The following is a 25,107-nucleotide window of genomic DNA, read 5'->3' as shown; positions in this document are numbered from 1 at the left end:
TGGTGCCGTCCTTCGGCGCCGTCTCGATCGGTTGCCACCCAGATGACTGCGGTTCATCGGGGGTGCTGCAAGCACGGCGGATGTTCCTGATCCACTGCGCGAGCTTCTCCTGGTCCGTGATGCCCTCCTCAAACGACCCGAAATCCGCAATGATTTGTTCGGCAAACAGCCGATCGCTTTCGATCACTCCCATCTCGTCCTCAGTCGCGGCAGAACATTGAGTACCAGCCCCGGCCCGCGCGGCATCACTGCTTGGCGCACGCTCACCGGAATTGTGAGACGCAGTAAGCGCCGGGGCTGATTGGGCGGCGGCGATAAATTCGCGCGCCAAAACCTCCGCAGACATGCTTGGAATTCTTACGTCGGCTCCGAGGCCCTGCCGGCGGCCGACGGTAAGGAGCGCCAAAAGCTCTCCCTGGACCGTTCGGCGCAAGATCTCCATGATCTGGTCGCTCGACAAGTCGCGCGCTGGTTGGGCACCACCAGTTATGCGATCCGGTGACGCAAACGGATCGCGCGGGTTGTCCAGGGGCGGATGATCCTTGGCTTGCTGGTTGAGCGGTTGGGCAACAGAGAAAGTGCGAAGCGCATCTTCAATCAGCCGACGTTCACGGGCGATGAAGACGAGCGGGCACCTGGAAGATGGGGACCAAGCTGCAATCTTGTCGGCCAGCGTTGCAGCGTCGCAGATCTCAGCGGAAGATTGATCACGAGGTTCGGTCATGGCTTCACCTGTTTGACGCTGATGCTGCGCTTGAGCTTCCGACCGAACATCTGAATTCCTCCGTCCTCCCCGAACGCCACCAGGCACTCCCTGTTTGTCTCATCCTGGGAGAGTTTCTTCGCGGTTCGCATGGCGAGCACGATGTTGTCCTCGTCGCACTCGAAGATGAATTTGCCGAACATCACTGGCGGTCCTGTTGAGGCATTGCGGGAGTGCGCGCCGGCTTCGTCGCCTTGCGCAGGATCTCGGTGAAGACGGAGATGTCGGTCTTGCGCTCGATGAGTGGGCGGAAGCGCTCTGGATTCCACCCCATCTCAAATTTACCCTCAAGAAATGTCGCGACGGGGTTCACCAATTCCTCAAGAAAAAGAAGCGGTCTCTTTAGGGGCACTCCACTCGTGAGTCCGCGCACGGTGTAAACTTCCCCAACAACAGGCCAAATCGGAACATACTTGCCTCCCGGCAACAGGCGGGTATCGGTGCAGGTATGTTCGCTGACGCAAACGACCTTCTGCCCAACACGAAACGTCATGGTTCACTCCGGTATTGAGGCGATGTGAGCGAGGGACTGGGGCCGTAGGCCAGCGTCGGCGCCCCTTCGTGCGTCCAGTCCCAAATGAACCAGGCGTGATTGAAGGACGGCGAACCCTTAGAGTCCTCGAACCATTGGATGCGCTTCGTCAGCACGACCTTCTTTGCGAAAGGCGCCAACTCGAACAGTTCTCGCCGGCTGTTCGCGTGGTCGAAATCCGTGCGGAGCAGCATCGCAACGAAGCCTTGAACCGCTCCGCCAGTCAGGTTTAAGGCGTGGTGGATGAACTCGGTCGCAGCCACATAGGGAGGGTTGGTAATGATGGCTTCAAACGCCTCCGGGTTGCCCTGCTCAAAGAAGTCGCGGCCGTCATTGATGTCCGTCCCATAGACCTCGCGGAATCGGCGGGCATCGCAGAGTGCCGCCCACATCTTTCCGCCACCCTTCGCCGGCTCCCAAACACGCATGATGCGCTCCGGGACATGCGGCATCAGCGCCCGAGTAACCCAAGGAGGGCGTCTCGTACAGGTCGCGCTCCTTGCGCTCGTACCCGGAATCTCTCTGGCTCATGTCATCCCCGTTGTCTTAATCAGTGGCGTAGCGACAGCCTCAATGCAGCACTGCCCACACAAACCCGATCGCGATAAGCGAAAGGCCAAGAACCCAGAGCGGCGGGCTAAACAGAAGCATCACGCCAAGAAAGATGATGACCATGTGCATCACGTTGCTCCCATCATCACGTAGACGAGCACGAAGAAACCGATCACGGACAGGCAGAGGACGGCAATCATGCGACTATCTCGATCGGCCGCTCGGCGATCGTGTCCACGCCGAATACGTTGCAGACCCGCACGATCAGTTCGCGCAGCTCGGTCTCTTCCTGCTCAGCCAGGAGACCGCGCGATGCGATCTTCTCGGCGGAGACGATGATTGCCGACACGGCGAGGAGCTGACGCAAGCTCGGCTCGGGGTCGCGGGGGAGGGAGAGGATGACTGCGGTCATGCAGTCACCCGAACCAGGGAGCGAGCGGTGCGGGTGCCGATGTGGAGTTCGACCAGCTCAAAGAACTTGTGGCTGTAGTCGGCTCCATCGTGGATGCGAAGCTCGGCGGCTTCGCGCACCATTCGGTCGGTCACGTCCCGGCCGGTGCCAAGCTCGATCACCTGAAGCAGGTTCTCGAACTGCATGTCGGCGATGTCTTTGACGGTCCCGGCCCAAGTCGTGTCGCCGATGTTACGCTCCGGCGTGTACGGGTCATCCTTCGAGAGGCCGCAAACCACGATGTAGAAGGGGCCGCGAAATGCGGCTGCATTGATCTCGCGGACGTTTGAGGCTGGAAGCTGCTGCTGCATTGTCGTTCCCCGTCGTGTTGACGAGAAGACTATAGGCACAAAACGTTATGCATAGCAATAGCACTAGGCAGAAAAAGTTATAAGAAAATCGGTAAAAAGAAAACCCCGCGAGAATCACGGGGTTAGCTGGTGCTCAGTCTAGCGCCGGATGGCCCTAAGCATTCTCATGGCGTTCTCTACCACTTCGGGTGGTTGGTCCCGCAGGAGTTGGTTCGGGGTAGGCTCGCCTGGATGATGGTAGAGATCTTCAGGCTCCATCATATCTCCGCCCAGAGCCTCTGCTAGCGCAGCGAGCGCATCAGTGCTGATGGCTGTCTTCCCCAGCTCCCACCGGGAGACAGTCATCACGTCACTCTCAAGCCGATCGGCAAGCTGCTTTTGAGAGAGGCCCTTCGCCTGGCGCCACTCGGCGAGGTAAACTTTTCGGCGTCGGCGCGGATAAATTTTTGCTGGCATGACCCGAGAACACTACTAACACTTTGTGTTTACGTCACTATTCACAAAATGCTATACGACTTGACGTCTATAACGTTTTGTGCCTATAGTGACCGGGCAATGACAAATCCTCTTAAGGCATGGCGTGGCGAACGCACCCAGGACGAAGCCGGCGAGCTTCTGGGGGTGGATTCGATGACGCTTTCACGTTGGGAGCGCGGTGTTCACCTGCCGCGCAAGAAGCATTGGGCCAAGATCGAGGAGGTGACTGGCATCACCCCCTCCACGTTGGTCGAGCACATGAAGGCGGAGCTGGTTCAATGAGCAATCTCGCTGCGCATCAACCTGAAGCCCTCGCCGGATTGCTGTTCGAGCAACCGCTGGACTTCGAGTTGAGATTCGGCGGCGCCTGCCAGAGCTATTCTCATATGGAGCACAGGCTGGTGCTCCGGCTCTCGTCTCTCGAAGGCCGACTTGACCAGCACGAATGCCGTGCAGCGCAAAACTCCGTTGACCAAAAAGAAGTCGTCGAATCCGTCTGCATGAATGGTTGGAATTCGCCGCCGCTCCGCAATTCCCGACATTCCAATTCCCCCGACAATATAGCCGCGATAACCGCGAGGGAACCAAATTCACATTTGTTAATCCCGCTTGCAAGTGAACTTGCGTCGCATCCGCTTTACTACGGTTGCATAACTCAGATGGTTCCCATGTGGAACCGCTCGCTGGAGCATTTTGGTACATATGCAGCTTGGGGGCGAGCATGACTCGCCATTTCGGATTGACGAAGCCGGCAGTGACGACGGGGGCTTGTCCACTGCCGGCTCCTCACAGCGCGCATGATACGCAGCGCGACAACGTAATTCGGTTTCCGGCGCTAACCTCCCTGCCGGACAACTCTCGCGCTTCAGAGCGCGAGCTTTTTATCTCTGACGACGCGGGCCTTACTTGCGCTCTTGCTGTCGTCTTCTCCTGCTTCGTCGTGGCGATGAGCGCCTTGCTGTACGCCGGTTACAAACTCTTTTTCTTGTTCGATCTGGGTTAGGACGCGCGCTGCCGCCAAGCCGATGCGTGTCCAGGTGTCGTTATCGTTCGTGCCGTCCATGCCGGGGAATAAACAGCATGGAGTGTCCAAGTGTCGGAAAATCAATCCGGAGTGAAAAACGTGCGTAGAGAAATCGCGATGGTCGCAGGACCGAAGGACTGGGGTGACACCCGCGAGAGCTGGCTCGGCCGAGTGCCGCGCAAGGTCAAGACGGTCTCCTTCCGCACCGTAAAGGCACTTTGGTACGGAGAAATTTCAGACCCGGAACACTGGGCTGCTAGGGACATAAGGCGTGAAGCTGAGTTGATACAAGCGAGGCAAGAGGCGGCCGAGTTGGCCTCGCAATATCAACAGATCGCCGGAGGAATGCGTGCAACGGATACGGATTTTTATCGCACGGAAATTGATCGCCTTGAGCGCATCGCTCGCATCATTGGCGGTCTGGATCGCACCTGAGATCAAAGGCAACTAGCCCGTCAGCATCACCACACACGGGCAAACACAGGGGTAGGGGATGAGGGACACAGCCTGGACTGAGGAGCGGATGAATACGCTCCAGAAGATGCACGCCGCCGGCTTCTCGTTTGCCCTAATCGGGGATGCAATCGGGATGAGTAAGAACTCTTGCATCAGCAAAGCTGGGCGGCTGAAGCTCTCCAAGCGGCGTACCTCAGAGCGTCAGCCGCGCAAGCAGAGGCCGTCGAGAGCGAAGGCAATCAACAGGCCGGTTCTCCGCATAGTCAGGGCTGGCTATGGAAATGGGCTGCGCGTTGCTTCGTCCGTCATGTTGTCCGAAATGCCGGTCTTTGCGTGCATCGACGCGGCGCCGCTGAACAAGACCCTGCTCGAACTCGGCGCCAACGACTGCAAGTACATCGCAGGCGACCCGCGCGAAGGTGCTCTCTACTGCGGCCATCCCGTCTCGCAGCGCTCCTACTGCGCAGATCACTTTGCGCGCTGCTATGTCGAGCCGCTGAAGCGTTGGGGCGCCCCGTCATCGCCCGGATATCAAGCTCCTGCGTCTGGAGCGCCAAATCACTTAGAGTCAGTGGCATGAGCGACCGTGGGGGCCACAAGAACCGCATCTCCAAAGAACAGCGAGACCGCATCATCCAGACATTCCTGGACGACGGCGTCGAGGCTGCGCAATCGCTCGCAGCGTCGCTCGGGCTTCATGCCCTCTACGCTCTTAGGCTCGTTCGTGCACGGGGGCTGGCATGAAGCGCCCCGCCAAATTCCGCGTCATCGACGGCAGCAAGCCGGTCGGTCTGAGCGAGCACAAGATCCAGGTGCAGCTTATGGACTATCTCGTCTATGCGGCGCGGCCAGAGATTTACTATTTCGCCATTCCGAACCAGGGCAATCGCCACATCCGCAACGCCACGAAGATGAAGGCCGAGGGCGTGCGCTCAGGCGTTGCCGATCTCTGCTTCATGTTGCCGGCGGGGCAGGTTGGCTGGCTGGAGATGAAGAAGCCCGGCGGCTCGATGTCGCCGACACAGAAAACCTTTCGCGATCGCTGCGCTTTGCTGGGCCACAAGTGGGCACTCGCAAAGTCCGTTGATGAAGCCATTGAGTACCTGACGAAGTGGGGCGCGCTCAAGCCGGCATACCAACGCACAACGCTGTTCAAGACCAACCACCTCGAAAGCATCAAACACAGCAGCAAAGGAGAGACCAGTGGAACGCAAGCTTAAGATCATTTCCGCCGACGAGCGGATGTCGCAGGACAAGGGCGTCAAGGCGCTCATTGTCGGCCCGGCCGGCGTGGGCAAGACCACGTTGCTGCGGACGCTCGACCCCAAGTCAACGCTTTTCGTTGACCTCGAAGCCGGAGACCTGTCGGTCCAGGATGTCACCGTTGACACCTTCCAGCCGCGGACATGGGAAGAATGCCGCGATCTCTGCGTCTATCTCGGCGGCCCCAACCCGGCATTGCCGGCGACGGCTGTCTACAGCCAGGCGCATTATGACGCTATTGCGGAGTCGATGGGCGGCGCCGACGCGCTCGCGAAGTACGACACCTACTTCGTGGACTCGATCACCGTTGCCGGCCGGCTTTGTTTCCGCTGGTGCGAGCAACAGCCCGAGAGCTTCAACGACCGCGGCAAGAAGGACGTGCGCGGCACCTACGGCCTGATGGGCCGGGAGATGATCGCGTTCCTCACTCACTTGCAGCACGCCCGCGGCAAGAACGTGTTCTTCGTCGGCATTCTGGAAAATCTCAAGGACGAGTTCAACGTCACGTCCTGGGAGCTTCAGATCGAAGGCAGCAAGACCGGCAAGGAGTTGCCGGGCATCGTCGATCAGATTGTCACCATGCAGTTTCTCGACTTCGGCGACGGCAAGCCTGTGCGCGCGTTGGTGTGCACACAGCCCAACGTCTGGAAATACCCTGCTAAGGACCGCTCTGGGCGGCTGGAGCAAATCGAGGAGCCTCACTTGGGCAAGCTTCTCGCGAAGATCACCGGCAAGGGCGCCCGCAAGGCCATGGATCACACGATCCCGACGCAATCCACCACAGCAACCGAAGCAGCATAAAGGGGAATGCAATGTACGCGACGTTAGAGCCTGAAACACTTATCGAGATGGCCGAGGCGGAAACGCTCTCCGGCGATATCCGCGACGCGCTCTTGACGCATGTTCGCAGCATTCAAGTGCCGTGGGCGATGCTGGCCGAAGACGAGCAGCAGAACGCGATCGACGCAATCGAGAAGACAGCGGCTCATGCTGTCCGCCAGATTGCGGCACTGATGGCGCGGCGCGGGCTCCCGCACATCATCGGTTCCGTCAGCAAGTGGACCGTCAAGGACGGTATCAAGCTTGAGCTGGAAGCTTCCAGCCTGGTCGAAAATATCACAGCACTCGCCGAGCACGGCAACAGCGCTGCGGTTTTGGTTCTCGCCGAGCCAGCTATGTACATCGGCGAACGTGCACCGGCCAAGGCAGACAAAGACCAGCCGGATCTTCCCATCGACAAAGCAGCCTAATCCACACAGCAACCAAAGGAGACAGTCACATGGCGTTCGATTTCAACGGAGCAGAACAGCAGCGCGAAGGCGGCTTGATCGCGGACGGCACGATTGCCGTTGTGCATCTCACCGTGAGGCCCGGCAATGCCGGCGAGGGCGGGTGGCTGAAGCGGTCCAAGGACGGCTCAAGCCAGGCGCTCGATTGCGAATTCACCGTCGTTGACGGTCCTTCCGCAAAGCGGAAATTCTGGTCGCTATTCACTGTCGAGGGCACGACGGAGGGCCACGCCAAGGCAGCGGATATTTCGGCTTCTCGTCTGCGTGGCATTCTCGAAAGCGCAAAGGGCATTCGGCCAGACGACGAAAGCGAAGCGGCCAAGGCTGGCCGTCGTGTCAACTCATGGGGCGACTTTGACGGCCTCCGGTTCGTTGCCAAGATCGGCATCGAGAAGGCCAAGGAGGGCTCCGGCTACAAGGACAAGAACACCTTGGATGCCGCGGTAACTCCTGACCGCAAGACCTGGATCAAGGTCGAGCAGGTTGCGAGGCCGGCGAGTGCTGCCCCCGCCAACGTGGCCGCGGCTGCCGTTGCAGCTCAGGCTACCGCCGGGGCCGGCAAGCCCGCGTGGGCTCAGTAGCATGGCAGCAGCGGCTAAAATCAAGCCGCGTGATATCGAGGCAGCCTGGGATGTGCAAGCAACCCAGGCCGCTATCGATGCCGCGAAGGCTGTCGTCTCCGGCGACGGCATTAACGGGCGAGCCATGGTCTCATCCCTTTCGCAGATCGAATGGGGCTGGATCGTTGCCGCTGCGATCTTTGGCTGGATCAACACCAAAGCCAAGCAGGCCGTTGCCGAAGGCAGCAGCTACGACATTCCAATCCGCACCATGACCGGCCGAGACCCGGCGCCGTGGGAAGCTGGCGCGGTGGAAACGATTCTGCCGGCGCTGGGGGGCGTGACAGGCGTTGATTTCGACAAGCCGCTGTCGGCGTGGTCGAAGGCTGAGATTGTCTCGTTCTCATGGCAGATCCATCGCCTGACCGACGCCGCGCTTGCCGCGCGCGACGAAGGGGCCGGGGACAAGATCGTTCAGCGGCTTTCGCAGCCGGAGACCGAGCGGGAGATTTCCGCGGCGCATGGTGGGCCGTTGCTCTCCAGAGGGGAAATGGACGAAGATGTCCCATTCTGAAGGGCTGGACTTCAACCGCTCGAACCTATCAACGACCGACATCAACGCAGCCATCAACGCCCTGATGGACGCCGCAGCATTGGTCGAGCAGCGGGAGGAGCGCCGGACATACCTCGGCGCCTCCGGCATCGGCTCTGAGTGTCTGCGCCGCGTGCAGTATGACTGGCAGTGCGATTCCGTCCATGCGGCGCGAACCAAGCGCATTTTCTCCCGCGGCCATATGTTTGAGGAGATCACGGTCAAGGCCCTCGGCCAGGCCGGATTCCGCATGGAGCGCGGCACAGCGGCAACGCATTTCTCGGCGGCTGAGGATCTGTTCAAGGGCCATGCTGACGGCATCATCGTGGCCGGGCCGGATGTGCTGAAATATCCCTGCCTGTTCGAGCACAAGGCGCTCGGCTCGTCAGGCTGGAAGAAGATCGAGAAGTACGGCTTGCGCCAGGCCTATCCGCAGTATTTCGACCAGTGCCAACTCTACATGGCTTACCTGGGGCTGGATGAAAACCCGGCTCTCTTCAGCGCAGTCAACTCGGACAATTGTGAAATCCTACATCTGCTCGTCCCCTTCGACGGCGAGGCAGCGCAGGCCGCGAGTGACCGGGCTGTCTCCGTTATCAAAGCGACCAAAGCAGGCGAGTTGCTGCCCCGCATCACCGAGAAGGGGCCAACCGACTGGCGCTGCAAGATGTGCAGCCACAAAGACCGTTGCTGGTCTGAACAGGCCTAGTCAGGCCGCCGAGTTTCAATAACGCAGGGTATCTTGACGGGGCAAATTCTCGACTTCAACAGCGCTAAGCGCCAAGGCGACGCTCGCCAAGGCGAGATCAGCGCTGACACCATCCGCGAACGTCTCAACGCATCTGCGCAGGAATTTGTTCAATGGCTCTTTTCGGGCCGTGCACTTATTTCCCGCGGCGAAGCCAGGGTAGGCGACACCTCGGGCACGCCCGGCGCCTCGCTCTCCATCTCGCTCTCAGGGCCGGACGCCGGGCTGTGGAAGGACCACGCGACCGAAGAGGGCGGCGACCTGATCGGCCTCTACCGCGCTTGCATGGGCTACCGCGGCACGGCCGACTTCGTTCTCTCCCTGAAAGAGATCGCCAAGGACTTCTTTAACGACCCAATCGAGGTCGAGCGCGCCACCTGGCAGCCGACGCCGATCGAGAAGATCGAGAAGAACAAGACCAAGCTCGGCACCAAACCGCGGGCCGATATGCTGGAGCTGGGCGCCCCGGTCGCGACCTACCGTTATTACGACACCCGCGGCAACGTGATCGCCTCCGTCGTTCGCTTCGAGCCTGACGGCACCAGGGACAGCAAGACTTTCCGCCCGTTCTGTCACAAGACGATCGATGGCGTGACCAAATGGTCCCCAGGCGCCCCGGATCTCCGGCCGCTGTATCGCCTGCCCGAGATATCGCTGGCCTCCACCATCGTCCTGGTCGAGGGCGAGGGCAAGGCAGACGCGCTGGCCAAGGTAGGCATTGAGGCCACCTCTGCAATGCAGGGCGCTCACGCCCCGATCGAAAAGACCGACTGGTCCCCGCTCGCCGGCAAGACGGTCATCATCTGGCCTGATAACGACGCCGCCGGCTTTGACTACGGCAAGCGGGCTGCCGCGAAACTGGCGACCATGGGCTGTCGCGTCTTGGCCCTCACCCCACCCGAAGGTGCACGGGAGAAATGGGACGCCGCGGATTGTGTGGCCGAAGGGTCGGACGCCGCGGCGTTGATCTCCGCTGCGCGTGAGCTGGCCCCGACCACCACCCCAAAGCCTCGGGTTCGACTCGTCAGTATCGCCGACCTCGGCAATATGAAACCACCCACCTGGCTGATCCAGGACATTCTTACCGAGAGCGGCCTGTCGATGGTCTGGGGCCGCTCAGGATCGCTCAAATCCTTCGCAGTGCTGGACATGGGCCTCTGCATTGCCACCGGGCTCCAGTGGCACGGCAAGCCCGTCAAGCAGGGGCGGGTGATCTATCTCGCCGCCGAAGGTTCGCAGGGTTTGGTTGGCCGTATCGCTGGATGGATGCAAAACCGCGGCCGTGATCTTCCGGCACCAGACTTCCAGGTCATCCCGCATGGCCTAACGATGGTCAACCAAACAGACCTGGACGCCTTGATTGCTGCCATCCAGGAGCGGCCGGAAGCCCCTGCATTCATCGTGATCGACACCCTGTCGCGAACATTCGGGGCCGGCAATCCTAACCAGCCGTCCGATATGAATGCCTTCGTGACCGCCTGCGATCGGCTAAAGGAAGCCACCGGAGCCCATGTGCTTGTCGTCCACCATGGCGGCAAGGACAGCGACAAAAACGAACTCGGCAACGAATCCTTCCGCAACGCATCCGACACCGTAATCCACGTTCGCCGCAAAGACGACAACATCGAACTCGTGAACGAAGCTCCCAAAGGCAAGCAAAAGGACGCCGAAGAATTCCCGACCATCAGTTTGAGATCCGTAAAGATCGCCTACCAGATGAACGACAAAGAACACAGCACGCTAATTTTGAACCTGAATTCAGAAGATGAGAAGGCACCAAAACAGGAAGACCCAGCGCAGCCATTAGGCCGGGTTGAGAAGCAGATTATTGCCGCATTGAACAAGGCCGCCGGGGAGTCGCTTGGCCTCACAAGGCTGGCTCTGATGACCGGCGCGCACAACAAATCCATCACCAGGGCGCTCGATACACTCAACGAAAAAGGCCTCGTAATCCGTACCGACGACGGGGACGAAAACCGCAAAACTTGGGGTCTGGCGTGACTAGTGGCGTTAGTGGCGTTTGAGGTGGCGGGCCACCAGTCAAAAAGTGGTGGCGTTGGTGGCGTCTCCCTATAGGGGACGCCCCTAGCGCCACTAGACCAACACCAACCAACCAGCCAACGGGGCATCACATGAACGCAACACCACACTGGGCAGTCTGCCGCGCATACTCCAGCCGAGTTCACATTGTCCGGTCGGAGATCGAGAAGACCGACCACGGGACATTCCTCCCGACCTTCGCCAAGGTCAGGGCCAGCGACGGCAAGTTGTTCTGCCGTGAGCGTCCCCTGATGCCGGGCTATCTGTTTTTCTTCCTGCCCGAGCCTGGGCGCTGGACGGACGTGAAGAACGTCTATGGCGTGTACGACGTGATCTCGAACAACGAGGGCGCCAGCAAGGTCACAGCCAAGGAAATGCACCGGCTTGTGGTGGATCACATCACGGGCGCGCAGAACGATATCGATATCACCGGGCTGGAGCGACAGCGCAGGCAAGAGCGGGGAAGCCGCAAGCCAAGGGCCAGCCGAAGGGCGAGGGCGGCGTGAACGAGATGACAAGCATCAACCGCGTCATCGAGCTGGAACGCGCTGACGCGGCTCGCCAGGCCCTTGAGGAGGCCGCCAATCAGTTGGAGACCATGAGCGGAGCGGAGCAGTACCAGCGCGCATGGCGCAAGGCCGCTGACTTCCTGCGCTCGTTCAAGCCGAAGGGCGCGTAACCAAAACGTACACGTTTCATACAAAACCATGACAAAAGATTTGAAAGACTTTCTGGGCCAAATCGCTGATCTTGTGGGCTCGGTGATGTGGTTCATCCTTTCCGCCGGGCTAACAAATGGGTTAGCCGCAGTTGGCGGCTTGTGCCCAAAATTCCCTTTCACAGTTCGCGCGCCCTCAGCCACCCACAGCGCCTATAAGCTCCCCTGCCGCGTTAAAACGCGAGAGCGCTTTACAGGCGAGTGGCGCGCGAAACCCTTCTGACTGATAGGTAAGCCTAACGCATCAGCGGGAACGGAGTTAGGACCGTCGATCCCGTTGTCTCGAAGCCGTATGGACATCGGTACAGTCAGAAACCCATACGCTACCCCGTATAAACCCGATCAATACGCGAGAGCGTATGAGGCTTACATGACCGCAGAACAGATCAAGTTGCTCGCCCAGATGCTGAAGAACGGCCAGGCGAAGCTGGTTGAGCAGAAGGACGGCAAGCTGGTGCCCGTGAGTTTGATTTAGTTTGGTTCAAGGAACCACTGAGTTCGCATCGACGCCTATCGGTCATCAGGGACCGAGGGTTTATCAACGAGGAAAGGTTGAAACATGCATCCGACTGAAGACGGCCACGATGAAGCCCCGGCGATGGAAATGCCGCGCTACGTGAGCCACAAGAAGGTTTGGGCGCTGGAAATTGACACAGCAGACCCGATGCTCTGCAAGCTGACGTTCCGCGACAAGGGGTACGCATCCATCAAGACCGACGCGGAGGTGTGGGCGCGTTACAAGCCCATCCCCGGCGACTTCTACGTGGTGTACGCGGACGGCTACAAGTCATTCTCGCCGCGCAAGGCCTTCCTCGAAGGCTACAGGTCCGCAGAGCGGGGCGATTGAGCCGCATAGTCAGTCTTAGATAACCGAACAGGTCTCGCTTCCTCGAAACTGGTAATTGTCCCCATGAACTTCGGCTTTCCTGGCGAGATAGCGGAGATCGCAATGGGCATCGAGGCCATTGAGGCTGCGGCTATCATTGCTGCCGGGATCTTGGCCCTGGCTTGGCTGGTTTGCAATTGGACGGACGCGTAATGGGCGATTTGATCTTCCCGGATTTCCAGACGAAGGACCGGCGCTATACCAAGGGCGGGGGCATTGACGATTTGCTGTTTGTTGCGACTGTGGCAAGCGGAGAGACGTTGTACATCCTTGACACAAGTCCGTGCGAGATGCCGCCGGTTCAGCCGAGCTACAGCGCGCCGGATAAGGATTCGGCATGAGTATAATCTGGGACGTCAAATCAATCCGCCGCAAGCTCGAACGCCAAGAGCAGAAGGCCGAGTTCGAGGAGAAGAATCCGAAGGTTGACCCGAACAAGGTCGTTTGGTCCCCTGAGTGGGGTTATGGCGTGATGCCGTTTGCGGCGCCTGAGACCGATGCCGCGTGATCTCATGCAGCCAATGGGGCGTGTTTCCACTGAGACTGAAGCCGATGTCGGTAGCGTATTACGAGGCGCTGAGAACGGGAACGGATTGGGCCAGCAACTTCGGTCTCTTGCCCATCCTGGTTGGCCCTACGCAGGCACTGGCTTTGAATGGCGCGGGTTCGTTGAGAACCGATACCAGAAGCTGAAGTTTGGGCAATTGGACTGAGATGGGTAGGCCGTCCGACTACAGCCAGCAGACCGCTGCTGATATCTGCGTGCGCCTTGGACTTGGCGAAAGCCTGAGGGAAATCTGCCGGGATGAGCAGATGCCCGATAAGTCCACTGTGATGCGGTGGTTGGCTGCGCACAAGGAATTTCGCGACCAATACGCGGGCGCGAGAGAAGCGCAGGCTGACTATTACGCTGAAGAGATTATAGAAATTGCCGACGACGGCTCCAACGACTGGATGGAGCGCAAGCGCGGCGAGGAGACAATCGAGGTCGAAAACCATGAGGTGATCGGCCGGTCTCGTTTGCGGGTTGATACGCGCAAGTGGTTGATGGCTCGGATGGCGCCGAAGAAGTACGGCGAGCGGGTGACCAACGAGATGGTCGGCAAGGATGGCGGGCCTATTGAAACCCGCGAACTGAGTGAGACCGAGGCAGCGAGGCGCATTGCATTCACGTTGGCTAAGGCGGCTCAGTGAGCCTGCTGGATGAGCTTCTTGGGAAGCTCGGGGCTTTGGCGCCAGAAGACAGGAAGGCCGTTGTAGATGCCGCTGTGGGCGTTACAGGCGGCATGAAGTGGATACCGAATCCGGGGCCTCAGACCGAGGCTTACTTCTGTCTCGCCGATGTCCTGCTCTACGGCGGGCAGGGCGGCGGCGGCAAGTCTGATCTTGGTCTTGGGCTGGCGTTCACGGCGCACCATCGTTCGCTTATTCTGCGGCGCAAGTATGCGAATCTTTCGGCGCTGACGGAGCGCGCGATCCAGATCAACGGGTCGAGGAACGGATTCAACGGTTCTCCGCCGCCTTTGTTACGGCCGGATGATACCCGATACATCCAATTCGCCGGCAACCAACATGCAGGCGATGAGGAGGATTGGCAGGGCCATCCGTTCGACCTGAAGTATTTTGACGAAGCGACGCAGTTTCTTGAAAGCCAAGTCCGGTTTCACTTAGGCTGGCTGCGATCGACAACGGCAGGGCAAAGGGTCCGGGCGGTGCTCGGGACCAATCCTCCGCTCAATGCTGACGGAGACTGGATTATCGGGATGTTCCGGCCATGGCTGGACATCACGCATCCCAATCCGGCCAAGCACGGCGAGCTAAGGTGGTTCGTTACCGCGCCTGATGGTTCTGATCTTGAGGTGCCGGACTCTACGCCCATTGAGTTGGACGGGCGGGTGCTAACGCCAATGTCGCGGACATTCATTCCCGCGAAATTGAGCGACAACCCGTTTCTGATCAATACCGGCTACCAAGCCAACCTGGACGGCCTGCCTGAGCCGCTGCGCTCGGCGGTTCGTGACGGCAACTTCATGGCAATGCGCCAAGATGCCGACTTTCAGGTGATCCCGACGCAGTGGGTTGTTGAAGCCCAAGGCAGATGGAAAGCGGACGGCCACAAAGAATACGCCATGACCGCGATGGCGTTCGATCCTGCCGGCGGTGGTGCTGACGCTGCCGAACTGTGCTGGCGTCATGGCGGCTGGTACGCTGAACTGGTGAGCGAGAAGGGCGAGATCACGGCGGACGGCTCTCGGGCTGCTGGCCTGATTATCTCGCACAGGCGAGGCTCTGCGCCCGTTGTGGTGGATGTCGGCGGCGGTTACGGCGGGGCGGTTACGCTTCGCCTGAAGGATAATTCGATTGCTCATATTGGCTTTAATGGAGCTGGCGCGTCAGGCGCTCAGACGGTTGACGGCCAACTAGCATTTGCGAACAAGCGGGCTGAGGCCTGGTGGCGGTTTCGTGAGGCTCTTAATCCCGATCAAGAGGGCGGCTCCGAGATTGCTTTGCCGGCCGATCCTGAGTTGCGGGCTGACCTGACGGCGCCTGTGTACGAAGTTGCAGCGCGCGGGCTGCTGATCGAAAGCAAGGACAAGCTGCGAGAGCGTCTCGGGCGGTCTCCTGGCAAGGGTGATGCGGTCGTGATGTGCTGGTCTGAAGGAACGAAGGCTGTGAAGCGGGCGCTCCGCAAAGGCAACGTGGTTCATGAGGGCGCTGGCAAATTCAATCCGCACGCCGGCAGCTATGGTGCCCAACGATGAAACTCGGCGATCTCGCAGAATACGCCATCTGGGTTGATGGCACTGAGACCGAACAGATGCTGCGCCAGTGGAAAGCCGACTGCGGTTTCATGATGGTTCAGTCGCAGGAGCCGGCTTTGAAGCTCGGCCCGTTGTCGTTCGAGATTAAACAGCCCGGTGAGGAACGCGATCCTCAGGTGCCTGATCGCATCAGTGGGCCTGATGTCAGGCTTCTGGTTGCGACGGCTGAGGTGCTTGGGTTTGAGACCGTGAAAGCGGAATCGTTCATTGACGGCCTCGACAAGCGCGATCTGAGCAAGCTCAGGAAGGCCACCAGAGAGGCGCAGGGGCGTCATCTGCCGGATGCCATCTGCGATCAGATCATTGATCGGATGGGGCCTGTTGCGGCCGGCGCGCTGGCTGAACGGGCTTTGCATTGAAGGCAAAAGAACTGGACGTTTCGCAAGTCCGCGACCTTTTCGATTACGATGCCGCTGTTGGTGTTTTGATCTGGCGTAGGCGGGATAGGGCCGCTTTTGTTTGCGACGGCACATTCAAGATGTGGAATACGCGATACGCAGGAATGGCTGCGGGCTGTGCTGGTCGTTTGGGTTACGTTTTGGTGCGCTTCGGCGGGGCTATGTATCCTGCACACCGTCTAATTTGGGCTTATGTGCACGGCGAGTGGCCCGCGAGTGAGTTGGATCATGTCAATGGGAATCCAAACGATAACCGGATTTCCAATCTTCGCGAATGCTCCCATGCAGAGAACCACCAAAATCGCGGAGTGGGTTCCAACAATGCCAGTGGGCTAACGGGCGTTGGCTGGCACAAGCTCCGCCAGAAATGGCGCGCGGACATCAAAGTGAATGGCAAGTCGCGCGCCCTAGGTCTGTTCGACACCAAAGAGCAGGCTCATGAGGCTTACTTGGCCGCTAAACAGATTGACCATTCGTTTCAGCCGGTCCCTCGGGCTGCATGATTGTTCTGACGGACGAAGAGAAGAAATGCGGCTGGACGATTGAGAAGTTGCGGGCCTATCAGCGTGAGCGTGACAAGGCCGATGACTTCGTTCCGGGCAATGTCGTGACAGAATTCAAGCGGGGCAAGCCGGCGGTCGTTGTTGAAGGACCGCGCGGCTATTCGCCGTTCACTCGGTCGGTAAGGTAACACAGACAAACGGCTCTTCGCTGCCGTCTGAGTTTACGAACTTCGGCGGCCGATCTGGGTGCGCGACTACGGCGCGTTTGGCATTCGGTACTAGCGCGATGATCTCGCCCGGCTCGCCAACATAGATAACTCTCGTGCCTGCTCGGATTGCAGTGTGCGTCGTCAACTTCTCGCTCATGCTTCACCCATGATTTGAAGCGCGAAGCATACCACATCGGAACACAAAACAGAATGTCATTCATCGGCGATCTCTTCGGCGGCGGCGACAACTCGTCCGCTGCTCCTGCGCCTGTCTCGTCCGCGCCCAAGATCTCGGATGCTGCCAGCGAATCCGCCGGGCTTGAGGAGCGCTCGCGCCAGAACGCCAAGTTTGGCGCCGACAAGACTATTCTGACTGCCGGCCTGGGCGATACCTCGGCAGGCGGATCGAATCTCAACCGCACCACGGCCCTTGGCGGCAATACGAGCCTTACCGCTACATGAGCCAAGTGATCGACGTTCTCGAACGGAACAAGTCGCTCTGCACCAAGCGGGATATCTGGCTGCCCATGTGGCAGTCGCTTGCGGATATGTACTATCCGAACCGTGGCGGCTTCACGTTCCCGATCCTCCAAGGCCAGGAGACCCAGACAGAGATTTACGATACGACCCCCATGCTTGCGCGCCGTGGGCTGGCGACGGCCATAGACGGGCTCCTGAAGCCGTCCACGACCCGTTGGTTCTGGATGAAGGCCAAGGACGAGGCGATCAATGAGGACGATCAGGCCAAGGCTTGGTTTGACGCGGTTGGCGATCGCATGTGGTCTGCGATCTATGATCCGCTTGCCAGGTTCATTCAACACTCCGGCGCTGTGGACAATGACCTTGCTGCTCTTGGTCTTGGCTATCTCTGGATTGGCGAAAATCGCAACCGCGACGGGCTGAACTTCCGTTCAATCCATATCGGCGATTGTGCCATTGACGAGAACGCGGACGGTCAGGTCGATACGATCTACATCACCCGCAAGTGGACGGCGCGGCAGGCATTCCAACGCTTCGGCGAGAAGGCCGGTAAGAAGGCGCTTGAGGCACTGAAGGAAGAGAACGGCAAGCATCAGGGTAAGATGTTCGAGTACGTGCAGGCGATCTATCCTCGTGAGGATCGTGATGAGCGCTACAAGAACAATCTCAACATGCCGTTTGCTAACTGCATCGTGTCCAAGGCCGACGAAACACTGGTTGAAGAGAGCGGCTTCCAGGAATTCCCGGTTGCCATCCCGCGTTGGGAATGTGCCCCTGGCGAGATCTATCCGCGTTCACCGGGCATGATGGCATTGCCGGATGCCCGAACGCTCCAGGCCATGGGCCATACGCTCCTGGTGGGCGGTCAGCGTGCGGTTGATCCGCCGACTTGGGTTGTGGACGATGCTGTGCTGTCGGCTGTCAGGACGTTCCCTGGCGGCCTGACGGTGATCGATAGCGAGGCTGCCCGCAGCTCAGGCGGCAAGCCCATTGGCCAGCTTGAGATGGGCGCCAACATCCCGATTGGCCGGGAGATGCAGGACGACTATCGCAAGATGGTCGGCAATAGCTTCTTCAAGGAAGTGTTCACGCTTCCAACCGATCAGAACATGACCGCGACCGAGGTCATGGAGCGCAAGGAAGAGTTCATTCGCACCATTGGCCCGACCATGGGCCAGCTTGAAAACGACTACATCGGCGTGATTGTGCGCCGCGTGTTCGGCATTCTGCTGCGTGCTTCGGTTGACGTAAAGGGCAACGCCATCGAGGGCGGCCCGATCCCTCCGGCGCCTGACGTGCTTCAGAACCGGGAAGCCGAATTCGAGTTCATGAGCCCGATCCAGCAGGCCAGAAAGGCCATTGAAGCTCACGCCATCGCGGCCTCATTCCAAGTCATTGGTCCGGTGCTTCAGATCAAGCCGGAGTCTGCGGACAACATTGACGGCGATGAGATCGTTCGCGATTGGCCCGACATGTTCAATCTACCGCACAAATATATCATGGGTGTGGATCGCGTGCAGGCTGCGCGTCAGGCGAGGCAGCAACAGGCTGCTGGTCCTGCGATGGTGCAGGGCGCTCAGGGCGTTGCGGATGTCGTCAAGACGGTTGCTGACGCTCATGCGGCCACGGCCAAGGGCAACGCGGCGAAGGCTACTGAGGTGCCTGCTTGACGGCTGTTCTGATCCGATTCCCTGAACCCCCGAAGGGCAATGGGGCGCGGGGTGCATTGATTGAAACTATGAAGACGGTGGAAGCGCACGTCATTGCCGATTGGGACGCGCCGGCTGCGGCCGATTGGATACTTGCTGATCTTTGGGCGCGCGGCTTCAAGGTTGTTTCGGTTGAATGACAACTGAAACGCCGCCCAAATCAAAGCGTGGCGGCAAACGTGCCGGGGCCGGGCGCAAGCCCAACACGCAGACGGAAGACATTGCCTCGCTGATCGAGGCGCTTCGCCCGGTCAGGGTTGGCCGGCAGAACTACACGAGAACAGATCGTTTCCGTGACTTTAACCGCGTGTTCTTCGGCACCCCCGAGGGCCGGCGCGTGCTTTCCCAGATTGTGGACGCCTGCGAAGGCCCTCCGCTCACTGAGCCTGAACTAAACAATCACGCGCTTTTGGCCGCTCGGGCTTGGACCCGAAGGGTTGGAGCGCTGATTTCGGCGTGGGCCTCGGTCCCGCCACCCAAAGACGAAATCAAAACTTAATCAAACCAACGGTGATTGATGACCTTGCTCGCTAAGTCCGATGTTCTTAGCCGCGCGATGATGACTGCAAGTGAACGGTCCATGGGCCGGTTCATGCGCGCCCCTGACCATCCGGCTGGTGGTGATGCTCCCGCTGCGCCGCCTGCTGGCGATCCGCCGGCTGCTGCTGCACCGCCTCCCGCCGCTGCTGCACCTCCTGCGGCTCCGGCGGGTGATCCTCCTGTAGCGTCTCCCGCTGGCGATCCTCCCGCTGCTTCGGACTGGCGCTCTGGCATCACCGATCCCGAGCACAAGGAATTCGCAACCCGGCTCGCGACCCCCGCCGATGCGGTGAAAGTGGCCCTCGATCTCCGCAAGGCCAACTCGGCCATGATCAAGGTGCCTGGCAAGGATGCCTCGGCTGAGGACCGGGCCAAGTTCAACAAGGCGATCGGCGTTCCCGAGACCGCCGAGGGTTACAAGTTCGAGCTCGGCCGTGAGCCCACGGAAGCCGACAAGGCCATCCAGGGCAATCTTGCCAAGATCGCCTTTGACAACGGCATCCCCGCCACGGCCATGACGGCGCTGTCCAAGGCCGTTACCGAACTGGCGACCGCTGCCAAGGCCGAAGAGAACCGCGTCGCTCTTGCTGGGCGTGAAGCTGCGGACGCGGCTCTCCGTAAGGAGTTGGGTGCCGATTACAACGCGCAGGAAGGAACTTGGCAAGCGCGCAGTTCAGGCATTTGGCGAAATCAAGAACCATCCCGAGGTGTTGGAGTTCTTCGAACACAAGACGGTTGATGGCGTGAAGATCGGAGATCATCCGGTAATGCGCCGGATTATGGGTAACGTGGGACGGCGCATGGGCGAGGGTGAGTTCATCGGCGCGGTTGGCGCTGACCAGCGCGGTTCGCTCCAGACTGAGCTTAACCAGCTCATGAGCGACAATCCTCCGGGTACGGAGTACAAGCAGCCGGCGGTTCAGGCGCGCATCAAGGCAATCAACGAATCCCTCTACGGCAATGAGCCGGCGAGCAGGCTGGGGTAAACCATGGCAAGCAAGCTCTACATCACCGAATACGCGGACATGGCGCAGACTGTGCGCGGTGGCGCCCAGATCGCGCAGCAGCCATCGATCGCCAACCAGACCGTAGACTATTCTGGCGGTGTGGCGTCTTCGGCGGCGTTCAACGCAGCGACCACGTATGTTCGCATTCACACGGATTCGATCTGTTCGATCGCCTTCGGAACGGCGCCGACTGCTACGACCAACAGTAAGCGGATGCCGGCGGACTCCACCGAGTATTTCGGCGTGCCGCTGAATGGCTCTTACAAGGTCTCGGCAATCATCAACACCTAATGAACCACTATCCGCTCTTACAGGCGGATATGGATTGGCTTGAGCTTCGCCTGACGCTTGCCGTTCACGACATCAACCAGGAATATAGAATGTCATCGTCTCACATCACCGGCCTGGCTGATATCGTTCGGCAGACCCGCTCAGTGCTTGCCGACTTGCCGGCAGTTGCCGACGAAATGAAAAGCACTGCTGCCGAGGTCATGGCGAACGTGGCTCAGGTCAAGTCGCTGACGGACGAGCTTAAATCAGCGAACGTCGAACTCAAGGGCGCAATCGGCCAACTTGGCAATGGTGCGCCCCCTTTGGAGACTACTACCGACTCCGCGCCAGTCATCCCGGCGCCTTTGCCGACAGTTGACGCGATCCACGATGATACCGGCGCCTTGAGCCGCCCGACGTTGTCCGTCTAATGGCCTTTGATTACACTAACCTCTACCCCGACACGTCGGCGAACGGCGGCTATACCAAGTCGTGGAACTACACGACTGTCACGGATAGCATAGCTACGTGCGCTGCCTCCGGGTACTTCAACAAGGTAGCAACCCGGCTCGGCATCGGTGACAATATCGTTGTGGCCCGCGTCGATGCGTTCGAGAGCAGGACCAGAACGACGCTGGTTGAGTACGCCGATCTGTTCGTGTCCGGCATCTCCGGCGGCGTTGTCACGACCATTGCCAGCACGACTGGGTATGCGACCACCTCTTATGTGGATGCGGCGGATGCGGCCACAGCGGCCACGGCGGCGGCAGCTACAGCGCTCAAGGCGAATATTGCCAGCCCGACGTTTACGGGCGTTCCTGCCGCTCCAACGGCTTCGCCCGGCACCAATACCACGCAATTGGCAACGACTGCCTTTACGGTCGCGGAGATCCTGGCCCGCGTCGCCTCGCTCGATGTGGCGGTGTTCAAGGGCGTTATCGACTGCTCCGCTAACCCGAATTATCCTGCGGCCGACGCTGGTTGGACCTATCGTGTTTCGGTGGCCGGCAAGATCGGCGGCGCATCGGGAACGAACGTCGAAGCCGGCGACATGATGATGTGCATCACTGACGGCAGTGCATCGGGAACGCAGGCCGCCGTTGGTGCCAATTGGGATATCATCCAGGCCAATATCGATGGCGCTGTGGTCGGGCCGGCGTCGGCGGTATCTGGGCGCGTCGCCACATTCAGCGGCACGAGCGGAAAGCTTATCCAGGACGGCGGCATAGCCATTAGCGCCGGCCAATACCCTGCCGAGCCTACTACTGGAAGCGCCACGGCAGGCAACATCGGCGAGCTGATTACATCCACGGTTGCGCGCGCGACCAATACATCGCTAACCTCGGCGACACCAAAGGACATCACTACGATTTCCCTTACTGCGGGCGACTGGGAGGTTTCCGGTTCTGCGGGTTTCGCCCACGGGACTTCGGCAACAATCCTTCAGGCTGGCGTCTCCACCACCACGGCGACCCTGCCAACCTTTGATAGCGGCGCCCGAGTGCAATTGATTGCCTCGTTCGCTGCCGGCGACGATCTTCTGTCCGTGCCGGCCTCGCGGCTTTCGCTCAATGCGACGACGACGGTATTCCTCGTCATGCAGGCAACGTTCACTGGAACGACCACGATTTACGGCACGCTTCGCGCTCGCCGAGTGCGCTGATCTCGAAGACTCAACCAGATTTACGTCCGTCACCATCACTGAATACGCGCTCAATAGTCCAGCCTGCGCGGAGGCGGGCATTCACTCGGCCGCGAGGTAGGCCGGCCAGCCGACAGGCTTCGGCTATTGTGACTGTCTGTCCGCAGTAAATGATGAACCGATTGTCTCTTCTGTTCCGGTTTTGCTGCGGCACAGTTTCCCATTGGCAATTGCTGGGTTCGTAGTCCCCATCTTGGTCTACGCGCCCAATCGTGTGCTTCGGTGTCGGCTTCAAGCCCATGTCTTCAAGGAAGTTATCAAAGCTAGTGTCCCATCGCTGGCAAACCTTGATGCCCCGGCCACCGTACATCAGCCAGTTGTCGCTTGTTGGGTAGCGACACCTATCGCGCATGTTGCGCCAAGAGTTGTACTCGCTCGTTAGCTTTCCATTTTTCGTGTGCCCGTGAGTGGCAGCAAGTTTTGTCATCCGTTCCGCATTCATGTCGTCGCGGTAGCAACCGCAGGACAGCACGCGGCCGTGCTTAACATAATCCGGCCGCTGAAATGTTTCTTCGCCGCAGTCGCATTTGAATAGCCAGTAGTTGGCTCGCCATTTGTCGCGGTGACTAAATCGAACGGCAACGAGCAGTGCATTCCGCTCGCCTGCCTCAACCCACTTCCGTCCTTGGACGGATTTCTTCTGAGCCATAGTCGGCCACCTCTGTTCAAGAGCCCCGGCGAAACGCTCGCCCACAACCACGCACTTGCAACGCCCCTAGTCGAATGTTGAGTGGCCCCGAAAGGCTACCCGCTCGCATACGAAGAGCCACGCTGCCGCAGGTGATTCCTCAACGCTCACGACAGGAATCATCCAGATGAGCACTTCCGTCTCCACTGCATTTGTACAAACGTATCAGCAAGAAGTCAAGATGCTGTATCAGCGTCAGGGCTCGATCCTGCGCCCGACCGTCCGCGTCAAGGACGGCATTGTCGGCTCGACCACGACCTTCCAGAAGATCGGTAAGGGCGTCGCGACCGTCAAGGCGCGTGCTGGCGTCATCACTCCGATGAACCAGGACCACACTGCGATCCCGTGCACTCTCGCCGACTTCTATGCCGGCGACTGGGTGGACAAGCTCGACGAGGCCAAGACCAACATCGACGAGCGCATGGCTATTGCGCAGGGCGGTGCGTGGGCTCTCGGCCGCAAGACCGACGACCAGATCATCACGGCGCTGGGCACCACGACCCAGACCGCGTCGAACTGGACCGTCACCTCGCAGGCCGCGATCCGCAACTCGGCCATCAACATGGTGCAGGCGCTGTTCGCCAACGACGTGCCGAACGATGGCCAGATCTTCGCGGCTCTCTCCTCGAAGGCCTGGGCCTTCCTGATGACCGTGGATGAGTTCAAGCGCTCCGACTACCTCGGCACGCAGTCGAACGGTCTGCCCTATGTTGAGGGTGCGCCGGTCATGCGGTTCAAGAACTGGATGGGCGTGAACTGGGGCCTGCATACTGGCGTTGCCGGCGCGGGCACTGCGACTTGCACGCTGCTGATGTGGCACAAGCAGTCGATCGGTTATGCGACCGGCGCCTTTGCGGGCAACATCGCGGCGACCGACGGTGGCTCTGCGGTTTCGGCCGACATCACCTGGCACGGTGATCGTGCGTCGTACTTCGTCAACAACATGATGAGCGGCGGCGCGTGCTTGATCGATGACACTGGCGTCATCAAGGGCACCGTGGACGACACGGCTTCGCTGCCGACTTCGTAGGCCATTGACCCGGCGGGGCAACTCGCCGGGCTTTCCTTTTCCATCATTCTCATAGGAGGGCCATTCAATGGCTACTACTTTCGGCACTCAGTCGGCCAAGGTTCTTGGCGCGACGAAATCCACGCCTAACCCTGGCTTTGTGCACGGCACGCCGCGCGTTTACACCGAGCAGGTGACTCTCGCCTCGCAGGCTGCGGCTGACATCATTGTCCTCGGTATGATCCCCAAGGGCTCTGTGTTCCTGTACGGCATTCTCGAAACGGATACGTCGCTGGGTTCCACGACCCTCGCGATCAGCTCCGCGACGCTGAATTCCGCCGCGACGACTGCAACCGTTGTGACTGCCGGTAAGTACCGCGCTGCCGCGACCTTCACCGCGACCGACACGCCGACGTTCTTTGGTGTCACTGCCGCGACTGGCGTTGCCTCGACCTCGGACGAAATCGTTGTCGGCGTCATCGCAGCGGCCACCGCCCCTGCGTCGGGCAACCTCAAAGTGACGCTGGTTTACTCCCACAACTAACCACGGCGGGGCGTCTTCGGGCGCCCCGTTTCCTTTCAACCATGAGGTTTTCATGAGCGATCTTCGCGCCCGTCCGCTTGATGTCTGCATGTCGGATTCGATGCCGTTTGCGCAACGCTGGACGTGCCGCACCACATGGCCGCTGGCCGATGTGCTCAACGACGAATATTTTCTGAACATGCGCCAGACGCTTCGGGCCGGCGACATGATTCGCATCTGCCGCTTCGACCGCATCGACAGCAACGAGAAGGACGCGCGCTTGCTGGAGACGTGCGAGGTCATCATCGCCAAGTCGAGCCCGACCGCGACTGCTGTTGAACTGGCCGTTGTCGGTCAGATCGTCATCCTGGGCGATGGTCCAGTAAAGGGCGGCTATGAAGTCCGGCGCGGTCAGGCCGGCAAGTTCAAGCTGATGGAAGGCGAGAACATCATCCAGGAATACGGCAGCAAGGCTGAGGCCGACGCCGCTCTCACCAAGAGGATGGCTGCCTAGTCCAGCCAAGCCCAATTGCGCCTGTGAGCATAGACGAGATTTAGCCATCTGTGATCCCTTCGCGATCATGG

At 59.8% G+C, this 25,107-nt stretch carries 42 protein-coding genes; 33 read left to right on the top strand and 9 right to left on the bottom strand.

Going from position 1 to position 25,107, the window contains the following annotated elements; genetic code table 11:
• The 6 genes from IVB47_RS25735 to IVB47_RS25710 form a co-directional block, all read right to left on the bottom strand.
• On the bottom strand, positions 1–724 hold a 724-nt coding region (locus IVB47_RS25735), incomplete at its 3' end, for a hypothetical protein (protein ID WP_247465523.1).
• Positions 721–906 (bottom strand): hypothetical protein, encoded by a 186-nt coding sequence (locus IVB47_RS25730; RefSeq protein ID WP_247342782.1) that lies wholly within the window; start codon positions 904–906, stop codon positions 721–723. The genes IVB47_RS25735 and IVB47_RS25730, both read right to left, overlap by 4 nt.
• Complete coding sequence (locus IVB47_RS25725) at positions 906–1,256, bottom strand: hypothetical protein (protein WP_247465520.1); 351 nt, start codon at positions 1,254–1,256, stop codon at positions 906–908. Before IVB47_RS25725 ends, IVB47_RS25730 begins: the two co-directional genes overlap by 1 nt.
• Positions 1,253–1,723 (bottom strand): hypothetical protein, encoded by a 471-nt coding sequence (locus IVB47_RS25720; protein ID WP_247465516.1) that lies wholly within the window; start codon positions 1,721–1,723, stop codon positions 1,253–1,255. Before IVB47_RS25720 ends, IVB47_RS25725 begins: the two co-directional genes overlap by 4 nt.
• A 320-nt stretch (positions 1,724–2,043) precedes the next feature.
• Positions 2,044–2,259, bottom strand: coding sequence for a hypothetical protein (locus IVB47_RS25715; RefSeq protein WP_247465513.1), 216 nt, complete (start codon positions 2,257–2,259; stop codon positions 2,044–2,046).
• The gene (locus IVB47_RS25710) at positions 2,256–2,609 is read right to left on the bottom strand and encodes a hypothetical protein (RefSeq protein WP_247465510.1); all 354 of its coding nucleotides are present in this window, start codon (positions 2,607–2,609) and stop codon (positions 2,256–2,258) included. The genes IVB47_RS25715 and IVB47_RS25710 overlap by 4 nt, the downstream gene beginning before the upstream one ends.
• Before the next feature lie 555 nt (positions 2,610–3,164).
• Here IVB47_RS25710 and IVB47_RS25705 point away from each other — a divergent pair.
• Positions 3,165–3,368, top strand: a complete 204-nt coding sequence (locus IVB47_RS25705; protein ID WP_247465508.1) for a helix-turn-helix transcriptional regulator — start codon at positions 3,165–3,167, stop codon at positions 3,366–3,368.
• On the opposite strand, the gene IVB47_RS25700 is transcribed toward IVB47_RS25705, so the two are convergent.
• On the bottom strand, positions 3,362–3,628 hold the full coding sequence (locus IVB47_RS25700) for a hypothetical protein (protein ID WP_247465505.1): 267 nt from the start codon (positions 3,626–3,628) through the stop codon (positions 3,362–3,364). The two genes, IVB47_RS25705 and IVB47_RS25700, sit on opposite strands and share 7 nt — an antisense overlap.
• A gap of 323 nt (positions 3,629–3,951) precedes the next feature.
• Positions 3,952–4,149: a hypothetical protein gene (locus tag IVB47_RS25695; RefSeq protein WP_247465502.1), complete on the bottom strand. Its 198-nt coding sequence runs from the start codon at positions 4,147–4,149 to the stop codon at positions 3,952–3,954.
• Between the two features lie 30 nt (positions 4,150–4,179).
• Between IVB47_RS25695 and IVB47_RS25690 the strand changes: the two genes are divergently transcribed.
• From IVB47_RS25690 to IVB47_RS25550, 29 genes are all read left to right on the top strand, one after another.
• Positions 4,180–4,545 carry a hypothetical protein gene (locus tag IVB47_RS25690; RefSeq protein WP_247465499.1) on the top strand — a complete coding sequence of 122 codons (366 nt, stop codon included), beginning with the start codon at positions 4,180–4,182 and terminating at the stop codon, positions 4,543–4,545.
• A gap of 58 nt (positions 4,546–4,603) precedes the next feature.
• On the top strand, positions 4,604–5,146 hold the full coding sequence (locus tag IVB47_RS25685; protein WP_256467922.1) for a GcrA family cell cycle regulator: 543 nt from the start codon (positions 4,604–4,606) through the stop codon (positions 5,144–5,146).
• Positions 5,143–5,310, top strand: a complete 168-nt coding sequence (locus IVB47_RS25680) for a hypothetical protein (RefSeq protein WP_247465493.1) — start codon at positions 5,143–5,145, stop codon at positions 5,308–5,310. The genes IVB47_RS25685 and IVB47_RS25680 overlap by 4 nt, the downstream gene beginning before the upstream one ends.
• Positions 5,307–5,786 (top strand): VRR-NUC domain-containing protein, encoded by a 480-nt coding sequence (locus tag IVB47_RS25675; protein WP_247465490.1) that lies wholly within the window; start codon positions 5,307–5,309, stop codon positions 5,784–5,786. Before IVB47_RS25680 ends, IVB47_RS25675 begins: the two co-directional genes overlap by 4 nt.
• 22 nt (positions 5,787–5,808) lie before the next feature.
• A complete protein-coding gene (locus IVB47_RS25670) occupies positions 5,809–6,630 on the top strand; it encodes an ATP-binding protein (RefSeq protein ID WP_247465487.1) in 822 nt (273 codons plus the stop codon).
• Between the two features lie 11 nt (positions 6,631–6,641).
• On the top strand, positions 6,642–7,079 hold the full coding sequence (locus IVB47_RS25665) for a hypothetical protein (RefSeq protein ID WP_247465484.1): 438 nt from the start codon (positions 6,642–6,644) through the stop codon (positions 7,077–7,079).
• A gap of 29 nt (positions 7,080–7,108) precedes the next feature.
• Entirely contained in the window at positions 7,109–7,699 is a 591-nt protein-coding gene (locus IVB47_RS25660) for a hypothetical protein (RefSeq protein ID WP_247465480.1), read from the top strand.
• A 1-nt stretch (position 7,700) separates the two neighbouring features.
• Positions 7,701–8,252, top strand: coding sequence for a hypothetical protein (locus IVB47_RS25655; RefSeq protein ID WP_247465477.1), 552 nt, complete (start codon positions 7,701–7,703; stop codon positions 8,250–8,252).
• Positions 8,239–8,979: a hypothetical protein gene (locus IVB47_RS25650; RefSeq protein ID WP_247465475.1), complete on the top strand. Its 741-nt coding sequence runs from the start codon at positions 8,239–8,241 to the stop codon at positions 8,977–8,979. Before IVB47_RS25655 ends, IVB47_RS25650 begins: the two co-directional genes overlap by 14 nt.
• A gap of 33 nt (positions 8,980–9,012) precedes the next feature.
• Positions 9,013–11,019, top strand: a complete 2,007-nt coding sequence (locus IVB47_RS25645) for an AAA family ATPase (protein ID WP_247465472.1) — start codon at positions 9,013–9,015, stop codon at positions 11,017–11,019.
• A gap of 131 nt (positions 11,020–11,150) precedes the next feature.
• Complete coding sequence (locus IVB47_RS25640) at positions 11,151–11,564, top strand: transcription termination/antitermination NusG family protein (protein WP_247465469.1); 414 nt, start codon at positions 11,151–11,153, stop codon at positions 11,562–11,564.
• Complete coding sequence (locus IVB47_RS25635; protein WP_247465466.1) at positions 11,561–11,737, top strand: hypothetical protein; 177 nt, start codon at positions 11,561–11,563, stop codon at positions 11,735–11,737. The genes IVB47_RS25640 and IVB47_RS25635 overlap by 4 nt, the downstream gene beginning before the upstream one ends.
• Before the next feature lie 598 nt (positions 11,738–12,335).
• On the top strand, positions 12,336–12,623 hold the full coding sequence (locus IVB47_RS25630) for a hypothetical protein (protein ID WP_247465463.1): 288 nt from the start codon (positions 12,336–12,338) through the stop codon (positions 12,621–12,623).
• A gap of 191 nt (positions 12,624–12,814) precedes the next feature.
• The gene (locus tag IVB47_RS25625; protein ID WP_247465460.1) at positions 12,815–13,003 is read left to right on the top strand and encodes a hypothetical protein; all 189 of its coding nucleotides are present in this window, start codon (positions 12,815–12,817) and stop codon (positions 13,001–13,003) included.
• Entirely contained in the window at positions 13,000–13,170 is a 171-nt protein-coding gene (locus tag IVB47_RS25620; protein ID WP_247465458.1) for a hypothetical protein, read from the top strand. The genes IVB47_RS25625 and IVB47_RS25620 overlap by 4 nt, the downstream gene beginning before the upstream one ends.
• 206 nt (positions 13,171–13,376) lie before the next feature.
• Positions 13,377–13,856: a terminase small subunit protein gene (locus tag IVB47_RS25615; protein WP_247465456.1), complete on the top strand. Its 480-nt coding sequence runs from the start codon at positions 13,377–13,379 to the stop codon at positions 13,854–13,856.
• Positions 13,853–15,424: a terminase gene (locus IVB47_RS25610; RefSeq protein WP_247465453.1), complete on the top strand. Its 1,572-nt coding sequence runs from the start codon at positions 13,853–13,855 to the stop codon at positions 15,422–15,424. Before IVB47_RS25615 ends, IVB47_RS25610 begins: the two co-directional genes overlap by 4 nt.
• A complete protein-coding gene (locus IVB47_RS25605; RefSeq protein ID WP_247465450.1) occupies positions 15,421–15,843 on the top strand; it encodes a hypothetical protein in 423 nt (140 codons plus the stop codon). The genes IVB47_RS25610 and IVB47_RS25605 overlap by 4 nt, the downstream gene beginning before the upstream one ends.
• Positions 15,840–16,385 carry an HNH endonuclease gene (locus IVB47_RS25600; RefSeq protein WP_247465448.1) on the top strand — a complete coding sequence of 182 codons (546 nt, stop codon included), beginning with the start codon at positions 15,840–15,842 and terminating at the stop codon, positions 16,383–16,385. The genes IVB47_RS25605 and IVB47_RS25600 overlap by 4 nt, the downstream gene beginning before the upstream one ends.
• Complete coding sequence (locus tag IVB47_RS25595; RefSeq protein ID WP_247465444.1) at positions 16,382–16,573, top strand: hypothetical protein; 192 nt, start codon at positions 16,382–16,384, stop codon at positions 16,571–16,573. Before IVB47_RS25600 ends, IVB47_RS25595 begins: the two co-directional genes overlap by 4 nt.
• A 231-nt stretch (positions 16,574–16,804) precedes the next feature.
• Positions 16,805–17,056 (top strand): hypothetical protein, encoded by a 252-nt coding sequence (locus IVB47_RS25590; RefSeq protein ID WP_247465443.1) that lies wholly within the window; start codon positions 16,805–16,807, stop codon positions 17,054–17,056.
• The gene (locus IVB47_RS25585; protein WP_247465441.1) at positions 17,053–18,744 is read left to right on the top strand and encodes a portal protein; all 1,692 of its coding nucleotides are present in this window, start codon (positions 17,053–17,055) and stop codon (positions 18,742–18,744) included. The genes IVB47_RS25590 and IVB47_RS25585 overlap by 4 nt, the downstream gene beginning before the upstream one ends.
• Positions 18,741–18,923 (top strand): hypothetical protein, encoded by a 183-nt coding sequence (locus tag IVB47_RS25580; RefSeq protein ID WP_247465439.1) that lies wholly within the window; start codon positions 18,741–18,743, stop codon positions 18,921–18,923. Before IVB47_RS25585 ends, IVB47_RS25580 begins: the two co-directional genes overlap by 4 nt.
• Positions 18,920–19,282, top strand: a complete 363-nt coding sequence (locus IVB47_RS25575) for a hypothetical protein (protein ID WP_247465437.1) — start codon at positions 18,920–18,922, stop codon at positions 19,280–19,282. The genes IVB47_RS25580 and IVB47_RS25575 overlap by 4 nt, the downstream gene beginning before the upstream one ends.
• Positions 19,283–19,300: 18 nt before the next feature.
• Positions 19,301–20,062: a hypothetical protein gene (locus IVB47_RS25570; RefSeq protein WP_247465436.1), complete on the top strand. Its 762-nt coding sequence runs from the start codon at positions 19,301–19,303 to the stop codon at positions 20,060–20,062.
• Positions 20,031–20,309 (top strand): hypothetical protein, encoded by a 279-nt coding sequence (locus IVB47_RS25565; protein WP_247465434.1) that lies wholly within the window; start codon positions 20,031–20,033, stop codon positions 20,307–20,309. Before IVB47_RS25570 ends, IVB47_RS25565 begins: the two co-directional genes overlap by 32 nt.
• Positions 20,310–20,312: 3 nt before the next feature.
• Positions 20,313–20,621, top strand: a complete 309-nt coding sequence (locus IVB47_RS25560; protein ID WP_247465432.1) for a hypothetical protein — start codon at positions 20,313–20,315, stop codon at positions 20,619–20,621.
• Positions 20,621–21,031 carry a hypothetical protein gene (locus tag IVB47_RS25555; RefSeq protein ID WP_247465430.1) on the top strand — a complete coding sequence of 137 codons (411 nt, stop codon included), beginning with the start codon at positions 20,621–20,623 and terminating at the stop codon, positions 21,029–21,031. The genes IVB47_RS25560 and IVB47_RS25555 overlap by 1 nt, the downstream gene beginning before the upstream one ends.
• Positions 21,031–22,263: a hypothetical protein gene (locus IVB47_RS25550; RefSeq protein WP_247465428.1), complete on the top strand. Its 1,233-nt coding sequence runs from the start codon at positions 21,031–21,033 to the stop codon at positions 22,261–22,263. The genes IVB47_RS25555 and IVB47_RS25550 overlap by 1 nt, the downstream gene beginning before the upstream one ends.
• Positions 22,264–22,273: 10 nt before the next feature.
• Here the strand turns inward: IVB47_RS25550 and IVB47_RS25545 are convergent, their stop codons facing one another.
• Positions 22,274–22,951 carry a hypothetical protein gene (locus IVB47_RS25545; RefSeq protein WP_247465425.1) on the bottom strand — a complete coding sequence of 226 codons (678 nt, stop codon included), beginning with the start codon at positions 22,949–22,951 and terminating at the stop codon, positions 22,274–22,276.
• Between the two features lie 166 nt (positions 22,952–23,117).
• Between IVB47_RS25545 and IVB47_RS25540 the strand changes: the two genes are divergently transcribed.
• The 3 genes from IVB47_RS25540 (at position 23,118) to IVB47_RS25530 (ending at position 25,036) form a co-directional block, all read left to right on the top strand.
• The gene (locus IVB47_RS25540) at positions 23,118–24,020 is read left to right on the top strand and encodes a phage capsid protein (RefSeq protein ID WP_256467921.1); all 903 of its coding nucleotides are present in this window, start codon (positions 23,118–23,120) and stop codon (positions 24,018–24,020) included.
• A 67-nt stretch (positions 24,021–24,087) separates the two neighbouring features.
• Positions 24,088–24,543 carry a hypothetical protein gene (locus IVB47_RS25535; RefSeq protein WP_247465419.1) on the top strand — a complete coding sequence of 152 codons (456 nt, stop codon included), beginning with the start codon at positions 24,088–24,090 and terminating at the stop codon, positions 24,541–24,543.
• Positions 24,544–24,595: 52 nt separating this feature from the next.
• A complete protein-coding gene (locus tag IVB47_RS25530) occupies positions 24,596–25,036 on the top strand; it encodes a hypothetical protein (RefSeq protein ID WP_247465416.1) in 441 nt (146 codons plus the stop codon).
• Positions 25,037–25,107 lie beyond the last annotated feature (71 nt).

The sequence above is a fragment of the Bradyrhizobium sp. 62 genome (genome assembly GCF_023073035.1).
GTDB lineage: Bacteria > Pseudomonadota > Alphaproteobacteria > Rhizobiales > Xanthobacteraceae > Bradyrhizobium.
The sequence above is the reverse complement of the archived record's forward strand: the minus strand, read 5'-3'. Positions and strand labels throughout refer to the sequence as shown.

Bases quoted from the DNA above. Each gene is read 5' to 3' on its own strand.
- IVB47_RS25710 (WP_247465510.1), bottom strand. From the start codon at position 2,609: ATGCAGCAGCAGCTTCCAGCCTCAAACGTCCGCGAGATCAATGCAGCC.
- IVB47_RS25700 (WP_247465505.1), bottom strand. From the start codon at position 3,628: ATGTCGGGAATTGCGGAGCGGCGGCGAATTCCAACCATTCATGCAGAC.
- IVB47_RS25675 (WP_247465490.1), top strand. From the start codon at position 5,307: ATGAAGCGCCCCGCCAAATTCCGCGTCATCGACGGCAGCAAGCCGGTC.
- IVB47_RS25575 (WP_247465437.1), top strand. From the start codon at position 18,920: ATGACAACTGAAACGCCGCCCAAATCAAAGCGTGGCGGCAAACGTGCC.
- IVB47_RS25595 (WP_247465444.1), top strand. From the start codon at position 16,382: ATGATTGTTCTGACGGACGAAGAGAAGAAATGCGGCTGGACGATTGAG.
- IVB47_RS25550 (WP_247465428.1), top strand. From the start codon at position 21,031: ATGGCCTTTGATTACACTAACCTCTACCCCGACACGTCGGCGAACGGC.
- IVB47_RS25555 (WP_247465430.1), top strand. From the start codon at position 20,621: ATGAACCACTATCCGCTCTTACAGGCGGATATGGATTGGCTTGAGCTT.
- IVB47_RS25655 (WP_247465477.1), top strand. From the start codon at position 7,701: ATGGCAGCAGCGGCTAAAATCAAGCCGCGTGATATCGAGGCAGCCTGG.
- IVB47_RS25650 (WP_247465475.1), top strand. From the start codon at position 8,239: ATGTCCCATTCTGAAGGGCTGGACTTCAACCGCTCGAACCTATCAACG.
- IVB47_RS25615 (WP_247465456.1), top strand. From the start codon at position 13,377: ATGGGTAGGCCGTCCGACTACAGCCAGCAGACCGCTGCTGATATCTGC.
- IVB47_RS25620 (WP_247465458.1), top strand. From the start codon at position 13,000: ATGAGTATAATCTGGGACGTCAAATCAATCCGCCGCAAGCTCGAACGC.
- IVB47_RS25685 (WP_256467922.1), top strand. From the start codon at position 4,604: ATGAGGGACACAGCCTGGACTGAGGAGCGGATGAATACGCTCCAGAAG.
- IVB47_RS25680 (WP_247465493.1), top strand. From the start codon at position 5,143: ATGAGCGACCGTGGGGGCCACAAGAACCGCATCTCCAAAGAACAGCGA.
- IVB47_RS25670 (WP_247465487.1), top strand. From the start codon at position 5,809: ATGTCGCAGGACAAGGGCGTCAAGGCGCTCATTGTCGGCCCGGCCGGC.
- IVB47_RS25590 (WP_247465443.1), top strand. From the start codon at position 16,805: ATGTCATTCATCGGCGATCTCTTCGGCGGCGGCGACAACTCGTCCGCT.
- IVB47_RS25725 (WP_247465520.1), bottom strand. From the start codon at position 1,256: ATGACGTTTCGTGTTGGGCAGAAGGTCGTTTGCGTCAGCGAACATACC.
- IVB47_RS25730 (WP_247342782.1), bottom strand. From the start codon at position 906: ATGTTCGGCAAATTCATCTTCGAGTGCGACGAGGACAACATCGTGCTC.
- IVB47_RS25660 (WP_247465480.1), top strand. From the start codon at position 7,109: ATGGCGTTCGATTTCAACGGAGCAGAACAGCAGCGCGAAGGCGGCTTG.
- IVB47_RS25625 (WP_247465460.1), top strand. From the start codon at position 12,815: ATGGGCGATTTGATCTTCCCGGATTTCCAGACGAAGGACCGGCGCTAT.
- IVB47_RS25605 (WP_247465450.1), top strand. From the start codon at position 15,421: ATGAAACTCGGCGATCTCGCAGAATACGCCATCTGGGTTGATGGCACT.
- IVB47_RS25665 (WP_247465484.1), top strand. From the start codon at position 6,642: ATGTACGCGACGTTAGAGCCTGAAACACTTATCGAGATGGCCGAGGCG.
- IVB47_RS25530 (WP_247465416.1), top strand. From the start codon at position 24,596: ATGAGCGATCTTCGCGCCCGTCCGCTTGATGTCTGCATGTCGGATTCG.
- IVB47_RS25585 (WP_247465441.1), top strand. From the start codon at position 17,053: ATGAGCCAAGTGATCGACGTTCTCGAACGGAACAAGTCGCTCTGCACC.
- IVB47_RS25570 (WP_247465436.1), top strand. From the start codon at position 19,301: ATGACCTTGCTCGCTAAGTCCGATGTTCTTAGCCGCGCGATGATGACT.
- IVB47_RS25540 (WP_256467921.1), top strand. From the start codon at position 23,118: ATGAGCACTTCCGTCTCCACTGCATTTGTACAAACGTATCAGCAAGAA.
- IVB47_RS25630 (WP_247465463.1), top strand. From the start codon at position 12,336: ATGCATCCGACTGAAGACGGCCACGATGAAGCCCCGGCGATGGAAATG.
- IVB47_RS25720 (WP_247465516.1), bottom strand. From the start codon at position 1,723: ATGCGTGTTTGGGAGCCGGCGAAGGGTGGCGGAAAGATGTGGGCGGCA.
- IVB47_RS25545 (WP_247465425.1), bottom strand. From the start codon at position 22,951: ATGGCTCAGAAGAAATCCGTCCAAGGACGGAAGTGGGTTGAGGCAGGC.
- IVB47_RS25695 (WP_247465502.1), bottom strand. From the start codon at position 4,149: ATGGACGGCACGAACGATAACGACACCTGGACACGCATCGGCTTGGCG.
- IVB47_RS25560 (WP_247465432.1), top strand. From the start codon at position 20,313: ATGGCAAGCAAGCTCTACATCACCGAATACGCGGACATGGCGCAGACT.
- IVB47_RS25640 (WP_247465469.1), top strand. From the start codon at position 11,151: ATGAACGCAACACCACACTGGGCAGTCTGCCGCGCATACTCCAGCCGA.
- IVB47_RS25715 (WP_247465513.1), bottom strand. From the start codon at position 2,259: ATGACCGCAGTCATCCTCTCCCTCCCCCGCGACCCCGAGCCGAGCTTG.
- IVB47_RS25535 (WP_247465419.1), top strand. From the start codon at position 24,088: ATGGCTACTACTTTCGGCACTCAGTCGGCCAAGGTTCTTGGCGCGACG.
- IVB47_RS25705 (WP_247465508.1), top strand. From the start codon at position 3,165: ATGACAAATCCTCTTAAGGCATGGCGTGGCGAACGCACCCAGGACGAA.